Origin of the sequence: uncultured Kordia sp. (genome assembly GCF_947496985.1) — a bacterium.
GTDB lineage: Bacteria > Bacteroidota > Bacteroidia > Flavobacteriales > Flavobacteriaceae > Kordia.
Window position 1 is genome coordinate 87,134 of record NZ_CANMEZ010000010.1, and the last position, 11,932, is coordinate 99,065.

12 protein-coding genes are annotated in these 11,932 nt (G+C 31.1%); 7 read left to right on the plus strand and 5 right to left on the minus strand.

The features are described from left to right. Positions 1–4 precede the first annotated feature (4 nt). Positions 5–748 (minus strand): DUF6794 domain-containing protein, encoded by a 744-nt coding sequence (locus Q0828_RS20355; RefSeq protein WP_298425742.1) that lies wholly within the window; start codon positions 746–748, stop codon positions 5–7. Positions 749–927: 179 nt separating this feature from the next. Then, a complete protein-coding gene (clpB, locus tag Q0828_RS20360; RefSeq protein ID WP_298425745.1) occupies positions 928–3,534 on the minus strand; it encodes an ATP-dependent chaperone ClpB in 2,607 nt (868 codons plus the stop codon). Positions 3,535–3,702: 168 nt separating this feature from the next. Here clpB and ytxJ point away from each other — a divergent pair, with 168 nt between their 5' ends. From ytxJ to Q0828_RS20390, 6 genes are all read left to right on the plus strand, one after another. Continuing rightward, positions 3,703–4,098, plus strand: coding sequence for a bacillithiol system redox-active protein YtxJ (gene ytxJ, locus Q0828_RS20365; protein ID WP_298425747.1), 396 nt, complete (start codon positions 3,703–3,705; stop codon positions 4,096–4,098). A gap of 123 nt (positions 4,099–4,221) precedes the next feature. Next, a complete protein-coding gene (locus tag Q0828_RS20370) occupies positions 4,222–5,343 on the plus strand; it encodes an AraC family transcriptional regulator (protein WP_298425750.1) in 1,122 nt (373 codons plus the stop codon). Between the two features lie 151 nt (positions 5,344–5,494). Continuing rightward, positions 5,495–5,689, plus strand: a complete 195-nt coding sequence (locus Q0828_RS20375) for a hypothetical protein (RefSeq protein WP_298425754.1) — start codon at positions 5,495–5,497, stop codon at positions 5,687–5,689. A 279-nt stretch (positions 5,690–5,968) separates the two neighbouring features. After that, positions 5,969–6,223: a hypothetical protein gene (locus Q0828_RS20380; RefSeq protein ID WP_298425756.1), complete on the plus strand. Its 255-nt coding sequence runs from the start codon at positions 5,969–5,971 to the stop codon at positions 6,221–6,223. A 407-nt stretch (positions 6,224–6,630) separates the two neighbouring features. Further along, entirely contained in the window at positions 6,631–7,755 is a 1,125-nt protein-coding gene (locus Q0828_RS20385) for an AraC family transcriptional regulator (protein WP_298425758.1), read from the plus strand. A gap of 190 nt (positions 7,756–7,945) precedes the next feature. Beyond that, entirely contained in the window at positions 7,946–8,125 is a 180-nt protein-coding gene (locus Q0828_RS20390) for a class I lanthipeptide (protein WP_298425760.1), read from the plus strand. A gap of 316 nt (positions 8,126–8,441) precedes the next feature. On the opposite strand, the gene Q0828_RS20395 is transcribed toward Q0828_RS20390, so the two are convergent. The 3 genes from Q0828_RS20395 to fahA form a co-directional block, all read right to left on the minus strand. Continuing rightward, positions 8,442–8,660, minus strand: coding sequence for a hypothetical protein (locus tag Q0828_RS20395; RefSeq protein ID WP_298425763.1), 219 nt, complete (start codon positions 8,658–8,660; stop codon positions 8,442–8,444). A gap of 138 nt (positions 8,661–8,798) precedes the next feature. Beyond that, complete coding sequence (locus Q0828_RS20400; RefSeq protein ID WP_298425766.1) at positions 8,799–8,963, minus strand: hypothetical protein; 165 nt, start codon at positions 8,961–8,963, stop codon at positions 8,799–8,801. A gap of 247 nt (positions 8,964–9,210) precedes the next feature. Next, a complete protein-coding gene (fahA, locus tag Q0828_RS20405; RefSeq protein ID WP_298425769.1) occupies positions 9,211–10,500 on the minus strand; it encodes a fumarylacetoacetase in 1,290 nt (429 codons plus the stop codon). 122 nt (positions 10,501–10,622) lie between these two features. On the opposite strand from fahA, the gene glyA reads away from it, so the two are divergent. Continuing rightward, positions 10,623–11,897: a serine hydroxymethyltransferase gene (glyA, locus tag Q0828_RS20410; protein WP_298425772.1), complete on the plus strand. Its 1,275-nt coding sequence runs from the start codon at positions 10,623–10,625 to the stop codon at positions 11,895–11,897. Positions 11,898–11,932 lie beyond the last annotated feature (35 nt).

Consider the following 11,932-nt stretch of genomic DNA (forward strand, 5'->3'; position numbering starts at 1 on the left):
GTAATCACTGTATTTTCCATGATGTATTTAAATTAACATTAAATTCTTCACCAATTTGTGCATCATTCATAAAAATTAATGGAGTTATATAATTTCGTTCTAAAATTTGAACGTCAAAGAAAAACTGTGCTTTATCGTATAAAGAGTCTTTGTGCTTATTCATAAGTACAACTTTCATAGAAAGATCTTTCAATTTATCAAAATTCCATTCAATATTAGGACAATTTAGATCGTAACCATTGTTTGCATCATTCACAGGAATTTTAATGGTTAGTGTATCACCAATTCTATACTTTGCATACATAGCAAATGCTCGTTCTTTTTGCTTTTCTTCACATTCAAAAATTGGTTTCCAATAGGCTTTATAGGAAGTAACTTGCTCTTTTAGTTTAATATTTTTTTGATTTAAATTTCTATAATAGGAGGTTAAGATAATGGAAGACATATCATCGTAGTGCTGTATTCCGAGTGAATCAAAAAACTTTGTTATGTTTTTCGATTCTTCATGATGTCTTAGCAAATTATTTCTTAAGTGCATACCAATTCCAAAGTGATAATTTCTTGGTGTAGTATCATTTTCTGAAATATTTTTAAAAGTTTCAATAGCTGTTGCATTCCAATTTTGATCAAGATATTCAAACGAAATTTTTAACTCTTTAGGAATTTTTTCTTGTCTATTACATGATTGTAGTAGGAATGTCATTATAATAATGAGCATTATTTTTGATATATTTTTCCAATGATTCATATTGCATAATTTTATTACTTATGATTATTTTATTTCTCAAAACTTTAACTTTTTTCAATAAAATAAAGCCTTTCAAGTAGCGTTTATATAATGAATCTTGTAGTTCAGGAACTATACAATAGTTTCTGTCTTTGTTAGTAAAAGCGAAGCGCAACTCATCTTAGTTGCGCTTTGTTTCTTTAGGATGGATCAACAATTAAATCAGTTTGATTTCGGAATACGAGTTCGTCATCAAACTCGTCTAATAAAATGATACTGTCTACAGTAACTTTTCCACTAAGAATTTCCTTTGATAGCTGATTTAATACTTTACGTTGAATGACACGTTTTACAGGTCGCGCACCAAATTGTGGATCAAATCCTTGTTTTGCTAAAAATGAAATCGCTTCTTCAGTTGCATCAAGTGTAATTTGCTGTTTAGCCAGCATTTTAATGATATTTTTAAATTGTAATCGTACAATTTCTTTGATGTTATTTTGTGATAAAGGCGTAAACATAACAATATCATCAATTCTATTTAAAAATTCTGGTCGTACCGTTAACTTTAACAATCCTAATACTTCTACTTTTGCAGCTTCTGTAGCACTATAGGCATCTTCTAACGCTTTGAATTTTTCTTCAATAATATGACTTCCTATATTTGATGTCATAATAATGATCGTATTTTTAAAATCAGCAATTCGCCCTTTATTATCTGTCAATCTTCCCTCATCTAACACTTGCAATAATACATTAAATGTATCGGGATGCGCTTTTTCAATTTCATCTAATAAAACTACAGAATACGGTTTTCTACGAACAGCTTCCGTTAATTGTCCACCTTCATCATAACCTACATATCCTGGAGGCGCTCCAACTAAGCGACTTACCGAATGTGACTCTTGGTATTCGCTCATGTCAATTCGTGTCATAGCGCTTTCATCGTCAAATAAATAAGAGGCAAGTGCTTTGGCTAATTCTGTTTTTCCAACACCAGTTGTTCCTAAGAATAAAAACGAACCAATAGGGCGATTTACATCTTGCAATCCTGCACGGCTTCTACGAACAGCATCTGAAACAGCAGTAATAGCTTCTTCCTGACCAACTACACGTTTGTGTAATTCGGTTTCCAGTTGTAATAACTTTTCACGTTCACTTTGCAGCATTTTTGTCACAGGAATTCCTGTCCATTTGGCTACAACTTCCGCAATATCTTCATTGGTTACTTCTTCTTTAATCAAAGCGTTTTCTTCTTGTAGCGCTAATACTTCTTGTAAAGCGTCTAAGTTTTCTTGCGCTTCTTTAATTTTTCCGTAGCGTAATTCGGCAACTTTCCCGTAATTACCTTCTCGTTCTGCTCGTTCCGCTTCCGCGCGATAATTCTCAATAGCTTCTTTCGTAGCTTGTACTTTATCAACCACATCTTTTTCAGATTGCCATTTGGCAAAAATCTCGTTACGTTCTTCTTTGATGTTTGCTAGTTCTGCATTTAGTGATTTTAATTTGGCTTCATCATTTTCGCGTTTAATGGCTTCAATTTCAATTTCTAATTGCATAATTCTCCTGTCTAAGACATCTAAGTCTTCAGGTTTTGAATTGATCTCCATACGAAGTTTAGAAGCAGCCTCATCAATTAAATCAATTGCTTTATCTGGTAAGAAACGATTTGTGATATAACGTTGAGAAAGTTCTACAGCAGAAATAATAGCTTCATCTTTAATACGTACTTTATGGTGTGTTTCGTATTTTTCTTTAATTCCTCTTAAGATAGAAATTGCACTTTCTGTATCTGGTTCGTTCACCATAATTTTCTGGAAACGACGTTCTAACGCTTTATCTTTTTCAAAGTATTTTTGATATTCATCTAGCGTAGTTGCACCAATTGCTCTTAGTTCTCCACGTGCTAATGCAGGTTTTAGAATATTTGCAGCATCCATAGCACCTTGTCCGCCACCAGCGCCGACTAAAGTGTGAATTTCATCAATAAAGAGTACAATATCACCTTCTGCAGAAGTAACTTCTTTGATGACTGCTTTTAGGCGTTCTTCAAATTCTCCTTTAAATTTGGCTCCAGCAATTAAAGCACCCATATCTAATGAATATATTTGTTTGTCTTTTAAATTTTCAGGAACATCACCTTGAATGATTCTGTGTGCCATTCCTTCTGCAATAGCAGTTTTACCAACACCAGGCTCACCAACTAATATTGGGTTGTTTTTGGTTCTTCTTGATAAAATTTGTAAAACTCTACGAATTTCTTCATCACGACCAATAACAGGATCGAGTTTTCCATCGTTTGCCAATTGGTTTAAGTTATTTGCGTATTTATTTAAGGAATTATAGGTTTCTTCCGCATTAGCAGAAGTGACACGTTCTCCTTTACTCAATTCTTGGATTGCTGCTTTTAACCCTTTTTCTGTAACTCCTTGATCTTTTAAAATTTGCGCAATTTTACTATTCGATTTAAAAATAGCTAATACCAAATGTGATGTAGAAACAAATTCATCGTCCATATCTTTAGCAATAATGCTAGCATCTGTCAGTGTTTTTCCAGTTGCAGGAGATAACATAATATTTCCACCACTAACTTTTGCATAACTCTGTAAAGTGCTTTCTAATATTTGATGTAATAAAGAAACATTTACATCTAGTTTTTTTAATAGAAATGGTAAGACATTGTCATCCACTTCCATGATTGCTTTGAATAAGTGATCATTTTCAATAAGTTGATGTCCGTATGTTTGTGTAAGCTGTTGGGCTTGTTGCACAGCTTCTTGTGATTTTATGGTATAATTATTAAAGTTCATAACGTTCTAATGTATGTTTTTTGATAATTTTGCAATTGTTATTCCAATTGTGAATACACGACAAAATGGCGGTTAAAGCGTTTGTTTATAAGACATTTTGACAATTTTATTTTTTTTGAAAGTTTTTGAAACCACTTTCGACTCATTGTTTAAATTTAGTGCATACTTATGGGATTATTCAATAAAATATTCGGAAGTTCTAGTCCTTCTGAAACTCCAGAGCCTTCAAAACTACGTTGGACACCATTAACAAATGTAAATCAACTTAATACTATTGTTGAAGAGTCGAAAACGCAACCAGTTGCTATTTTTAAACATAGCACACGTTGTGGAATTAGCAGAATGGTTATTAAACAGTTTGAAGGATCGTACGATTTGGAAGAAAACCAAATGAAGGTTTATTATTTAGATTTGTTGAATTACCGTCCAATTTCAGAAGAAGTAGCTGCTCGTTTTCAAGTATGGCATGAAAGTCCACAACTGATTATGATAAAAAATGGAGTTACTGTAGCGCATGCTTCTCATAGTCAAATTAATGCAATTCCGTTAGAGCAATTCGTATAAGAATTTATAGATTTTTCATTTCAGCTTAAGAATTAAGAATTTTTTAAGAAAGATTTTACTTTCTTATTTGTACATTGAAATTATCATCATTCAATCATTCAAAAAACGTTCTTAAAGCTGCTAATGAAAACTACCATTAATCTATGGATAATGCTTTTTTTTGCATTTGCCATACAGTCGTTCGTACTCGCTATTTTATTTTTTTTAAAGCGAAAAGGAGATCGAATAGCTAATAGTATATTCGGAATTTTTCTTCTATTGTTCTCGTACAATCAAATTTTCAATTGTGCGTATTGGTCTAACTATCAAAGTCCTCCCGTAGAGCATTTGTCTTTTACCAATTTTATTCCATGGGTTTCTTATGGCCCATTATTGTATGTTTATATAAAACGCGTTTTAAAACAGAGTCCATTTACTTGGGCAGATTTTAGACATGCTATACCTATTGTTTGGATATTTAGTGTGTTTGGGCGTTTCTATTTTTTACCCTACGAAACTAAGTTAAAAATTACCAATGCCAATACATATGAAAACTATGTAAATTGGTGGCCAATTCCTAGAGAGTATATGGTCTATACTGTAATGTTGCTAATGTTTTTATACGTTTTTAAAATTTATAATTTGTATAAAAAAGAAAAAGGGAATGTAACTGAGTCGCAACGTTTATGGGTAAAATCGTTATGGATGTGTTTTTCAGGATATGCATTTGTATTCTTTGTCTATTTCATGTTAATCTATTTTCGATTAATGACTATTTCCAATGATTATTTAATTGGATATGCAATGGTATTCTTTATAGGAATTGTTTCTTATTATAGTTTTATGCAACCTGATATTTTTTCAGGCACTATAAAATTTCCTTTTACAAAGTATCGGAATAATGGTTTGTCTTCCTCTATAGCCAATGAAATGAAAGATAAGTTGGTTTTTTTAATGGAATCAGATAAATTATTTTTAGATAATTCGCTTACGCTAGATGTGTTATCAGAAGAATTAAACTTATCTCGACATCATACTTCGCAGTTGATCAACGAACATTTTCAGGTAAACTTCTTTGAATTTGTTAATAATTATCGGATTGACGAAGCAATTAAGCTTTTGCAAGATCATAAGAATAAGTTAAATATCAATCAGATTATTTACGCTGCAGGATTTAATAATAGAACTTCATTTTACAACGCATTCAAGAAAAAGACAGGTATTTCGCCAAGATCATACAGAAATAAGCATAAGAAACTTTCTTAATATTCGCTATTTTTTTTTGTAAATCTTTATCGGTGTGGATTATTTTGTTGACTTTTCTAGTTTACTTTATGATAGAAATAAACGGCCATTTGTTTTGTAAAGTGGAAGCCGAAAAACTTATAGAGTAGGCATTACTATTACATATTACATCATGAAAAAACGAGAGTTTACACCACTAAAATTTAAAAAATCGGTAGTCTCTAGTTTCAGTACCGCAAAGATAAAAGGCGGAACTATTGGAATAGAGTCTGTTGACAGATTGAATTGTGAAACAGAAGATTGTACACAAGATTGTATTACACTTTTATATACAAATTGTTACCAATGTCCTAACACAACTTGCTAAAGCTAAGATAGTAAAAGCCGAAAAACCTACGAGTAGGTATTTTTTAAATTTTAGAATTATAAAAAAACCAACTAAAATCAACCTAGCTAAAGCAACAGTTACACAATTAAATAATATAATACAAAGCCAAGTAAAAGGTAATGTTACACGTTCATTTTTGAACTATCATACACGTGGGCTTTGTACTGTAGGAACTGGAGTTTTATGTTACTAATTATCAAATAAAAATCACTAATCATCATTCAAATTTTTATTAATAAACATTAAAATCAAAACATTATGAAAAAGTCAGTTATCAAAAATTCATTACAAATTAATAAATCAACAATTGCACATTTAGTACAACAACAAGTTAGAGGAGGAGGAACATATACATGTCATGGTCATTCTTGCTGTCCTGAATTAACACAGGATCCAACTTGTGCAAACACTTGTGCTAATACGTGTGCATATACATGTAGTCCAGTTTGTACTGATGAAACTATCAATCCAAGAAGATGTGCAACAGAATCTTTTAGAACTTGTCCAGTATAATCTCTAAAGAGATGCGACATTATATCTAAAATTCAAAATTGTTTTTTTCAGCACAAGCTGTTTTTCTAAGTTAGAACAGTGTAATCATTGATATAAAGAATTAAGTTAATAATTCCCCTTTTGGTTATTTTATGATTGCGTTTTGTGCTCAATAGATTGATTAATTCAATTTTTGTGATGACAACTCCAAGCTTCGGTTTGGAGTTGTTTATTTTTTATCAGAGTATACTAAATTTTTTATAAGTGTTTCGTTTAACTAATATCAAAGCTTCCAAATTTAAAACTTGGGAGTTTTTTATCAAATCATAAAAATTTATATATAGAATTTAATACTTATATACTTTTTAAGTATCTTACTGAAAGTTGCTAATTATTTTGATAAAATTTTCATGTATTAACCGATAGTAATGAAGCTTAACATTGACATATGGATTTTGCTATTTTTTGCATTTTCTATGCAAGCTTTTATTTTAGGGTTTTTCTTTTTTATAAAACAGAAAGGAGATAAAGTAGCCAATAGACTTTTTGGAATCTTCTTATTGTTATTTTCATACAATTTACTTTACAACTGTGGTTATTGGGCTACTAACGGCGGTGTATATCATCCACATTTTGTATTTACTAATTTAATTCCTTGGATTTCTTACGGTCCGTTATTGTACTTATATATTCGTCGTGTGTTATATCAAAATAAATTTGGACTAAAAGATGGTGTACATGCAATTCCACTAGTATCTATTTTTTTAGTTTATGGAAATTTTTTTCTATTACCAGCTTCTGAAAAACTACAAGCGTTAAGAACTACTGTATTTTCTCAAAATATAACATTGATTAAATTATACAGAGAGTATGTAATAGTAGTAGTTATTTTTGTCATGCTTTTTTATGCAGGATTGATATGTAAAGAGTATTATAACTATAAAAAAGAAACACCTCCAGTTCAAAAAAAACTTTGGATTGCAAGTTTATTAATTTGTTTTGTAGCATATGTATTTGTTTTCATACTATATTTTGTGTTGAATCATTTTAAGTTAATGACAATTACAGGTGATTATATTATAGGGTATTGTATTGTAACGTTTATTGGAGTTGTCTCTTACTTTAGTTTCATGCAGCCAGATATCTTTTCCGGAAAAAAAATCATCCCATATATAAAATATCGAAAAAATGGAATGCTAACATCTTTTGCACTTGAAATGAAACAGCAATTAGAAGATTTAATGGAAACAGAAAAAGTATATTTAGATCATACATTAACGCTTAGTAAACTTGCAGATTTATTAAATCTTTCCAAGCATCATACATCTCAAATTATTAATGAATACTTTCAATCAAACTTCTTCGAATTTGTAAGCAGTTATCGTATCAAAGAAGCGATTACTTTACTATCAGACACTTCCAATACCATGAATATTAATGAAATTATTGATGTGACAGGATTTAATAATCGTTCCTCATTCTATACTGCTTTTAAAAAGAAAACAGGAATGTCGCCAACAGCGTATCAAAAGCATTTTTCTAAAAAGTCTTAAAAGTATTTTCTAAAACATAAAGTAAACAATGATCGGGACTGTTCAATATTTGTCAATCCTTATCGGCTCACGTGTGTTTTCTTACATTTTTGATTTCCTTTGAGAAAGAATTGTTCATGGCCAAAGACATTCGCAATAGCGGAACCCGAAAAGCTAATAGAGTAGGGATTTTACTTTAATTTTAATTATTATGAAAAAAAAGAGCATCTCAAATATCTTAGTACTAAAAAAGTCAGTTGTAGCTGAATTAAGCGATAAAAACCAACAAGCGATTGTCGGTGGATCTACTGTTTCAACTTCAGTTATACGTGCATTATGTGGAACTATTAATCCATTAAACTGCTCAATGAGTGCATTTTGTGCTTATTAATAAATTTTTGAAAAAAAAGATCGCCTAAAAACTATTTAGGCGATCTTATCATTGTTGTTTTTTAAGTAATTATATGGTATTTATTTGATATACTTGACTAACTTTTTTAAATCTTTAAAATTTATTTTAGTTTTTGCACTTACAGAAACAACAACACCATTTGAAGGTAGAAATGTATAAAGAGCTTCATTAGTTGTTGAATCATAAATAGCATAATTTACAATGGATAAAGTTCCATCATTCTTGTTAATTACATCATCAATTACTTCTTTACTTACAATTTTATAATCATATTTGTAAATTGACTTCAGTTTCTTTAAAGTTTTTTTGTTAGGGCGTTTTCTTCAGTTAAAAGCGTTTTATTTTTTAATATTCCCAAACCATTTAATTGTTCCCCATATGATTTCATAACTTCTTTTCGTTTCATCTTTTTATATTTTTTAAATGAAACAATGTTAGATTGTAGTTGTTTAATAGCAAATAGTAAATCAGCTTCTGTAACTTTATCTAAACTACTTTTATCTGATATATCCATTATATCGTCATTGAATATAATATATAGGAGCTACTTCTCCTAAAAACTTATTTTGACTACATTTTTTGGAAAAAAACCGAGTTGTTCAGATTCCAGATAGTTCAAATATGCATATGCGTCTCTTTCTTTCTTATTTTTCTAAAGTACTTTAAACTCTTCTTTAGTGACAAATTTCACTTGTTCGTTAAAAGTCCATATATTTTGAATAGCACTTTTAAGACGTTTTCCAAATTCAGAATCTTCAATAGGAACTAAAAGTGTTTTCTCTTTTAACAAATTAGATTGCTTTACCTTTTTTTTCATTCCTGGCTGTGCAAAAGCACTTGTGATAGAAATTAGGGAGATGAATACTAGTAGTATTTGTTTTTCATATCAATGATTATTGAATAATTTTAAGTGTGTAATGTTACGAAGATAAACCCCAAAAACGATACAGTTTATACTATTACAACCCGTAATTATCTAATTATGAGGTAATAACTTAAAAATAAAACAATAAAAAAGACCAGACTAAAAGCCTGATCTTTAATATGATTGTTATAATAAATTGTTACTTTTTCTTTGGTTCGAAAACTGGAAGTAATTTTGAAGAAACCTCTCCAAAACCAATACGAACATGCTCATTTTTACAATGTCCACGCATAGTTACGGTATCTCCATCATTGATAAAAGTACGCTCAGAACCGTCATTTAATTTTACAGGATTTTTTCCTGCCCATGATAATTCTAACATAGAACCATACGAATCAGGAGTTTTTCCCGACAACGTTCCACTTCCCATCATATCACCAGAATTTACAGGACAACCATTTACAGTATGATGTGTTAATTGTTGTGCCATATTCCAATACATGTATTTAAAGTTAGAACGAGAAACAATAGTTTCTTCACTGTTTTCAGGCGTAATCCCTACTTCTAAGTGAATATCGTAACTTTTCTTTCCTGTATACTGTAAATATTCTAATTGTGGTTTTAAAGGCTTAGGAGTCTCTACTCTAAAAGGTTCTAAAGCATCCATTGTTACAATCCAAGGTGAAATTGACGATGCAAAACTCTTTCCTAAAAATGGTCCTAAAGGCACATATTCCCACTTTTGAATATCACGTGCGCTCCAGTCATTAAAAACAACAACTCCAAAAATATAATCTTCAGCCTCTTCAATAGGAATTGGCTCTCCTAAATGATTGGCGTCTGTTGTAATAAATGCCATTTCTAATTCAAAATCAACACGCTTAGAAGGTCCAAAAATCGGTGTGTCTGATCCAGCAGGTAATGTTTGTCCTTGTGGACGATGAATTGGAATTCCAGAAGGAATGATAGAAGAACTTCTTCCATGATATCCTACAGGTACATGTAACCAGTTTGGCATTAATGCATTTTCTTTTCCTCTAAACATTACACCAACATTGGTAGCGTGTTCAATACTAGAATAGAAGTCTGTATAATCACCAATTTGAACTGGCAATTGCATTTCTATTTCATCTAGTGTAAATATAATTGTATTTCTATGTTCTGGATTATCGCGTAAACTTCCATTATCAGCATCAAAAATATCTCCAATACGGTTACGAACCAAGCGCCATGTTTTCTTTCCATCAGAAATAAAATCATTTAAGCTATCTTGAAGAAAAATATCATCAGTTAAAGGAATTCCTTCAAAGTATCCAAGTTGATGCAATGCACCTAAATCGATGGCATAATCACCGATACGGGTACCAATAGTAATTACATCATCTCTTGTAAGGAAAACTCCAAAAGGTATATTTTGTATGGGAAAATCGCTATCAGTAGCAACTTCTAGCCATGTTTTTCTATTGGGATTATTAGTAGTATCTGGCATAGTTGTGTTGAATATTTATAATTTGATAAAATTTGTTATTTCTATTCAAATATATGAGTTTTCTATATGAGTTATGGAATCTATATCATATTTTTGGATTTTATTAACATAGACTCAAAATAATGCAACGCGACGAACAAATTTTTGAATTAATTCAAGCCGAAAAAGAAAGGCAAATAGAAGGATTAGAGTTGATCGCTTCTGAAAACTTTGTAAGTGATCAAGTAATGGAAGCTGTAGGCTCTGTACTGACAAATAAATACGCCGAAGGATATCCTGGAAAGCGTTATTATGGCGGCTGCGAAGTCGTAGATGAAGTTGAAAACATTGCCATAGATAGAGCAAAAGCTTTATTTGGAGCAGAATATGTAAATGTACAGCCACACAGTGGAAGTCAGGCAAACACAGCTGTATTTGCAGCATGTTTGAAACCTGGAGATAAAATTTTAGGATTCGATTTGTCTCATGGAGGACATTTAACACACGGATCGCCTGTAAACTTTTCTGGAAAATTATACAATCCTGTATTTTATGGAGTAGAGAAGGAGACTGGTATATTGAATTATGATAAAATTCAAGAAATTGCAACTCAAGAGCAGCCAAAAATGATTATTGCAGGAGCATCTGCATATTCAAGAGATATTGATTTTAAACGCTTCCGCGAGATTGCTGATAGCGTAAACGCATTATTATTAGCAGATATTTCGCATCCTGCTGGTTTGATTGCCAAAGGATTACTAAACGATCCAATCCCGCATTGTCATATCGTAACTACAACTACACACAAAACATTACGTGGACCACGTGGAGGTTTGATCATGATGGGGAAAAATTTTGACAATCCATTCGGAATCAAACTAAAAAATGGAAACTTACGTAAAATGTCTTCCTTATTAGATAGTGGTGTTTTCCCTGGAAACCAAGGTGGACCATTAGAACATGTAATTGCAGGAAAAGCAATTGCTTTTGGTGAAGCATTAACGGATGAGTTTATGCATTACATTTTACAAGTTCAAAAAAATGCCAAAGCAATGGCAGCTGCATTTGTAGCAAAAGATTATAATATCATTTCTGGAGGAACTGACAATCATATGATGTTAATCGATCTAAGAAATAAAAATATCACAGGAAAAGATGCTGAGAAAGCACTCGGAAAGGCTGATATTACTGTAAATAAAAATATGGTTCCTTTTGATGATAAAAGCCCATTTGTAACTTCTGGAATTCGTATTGGAACTGCAGCTATTACTACAAGAGGGCTAACAGAAGAAGATATGGCGCTTATTGTTGAATATATTGATGAAGCGTTAATGAATTACGAAAATGATGAAAAATTAGAAGGAATTGCATTTAAAGTGAATGTAATGATGTCAGATAGACCATTATTCAAAGCATAAATCATAAAAAAACAGCAATAGTATAATATTTTAAC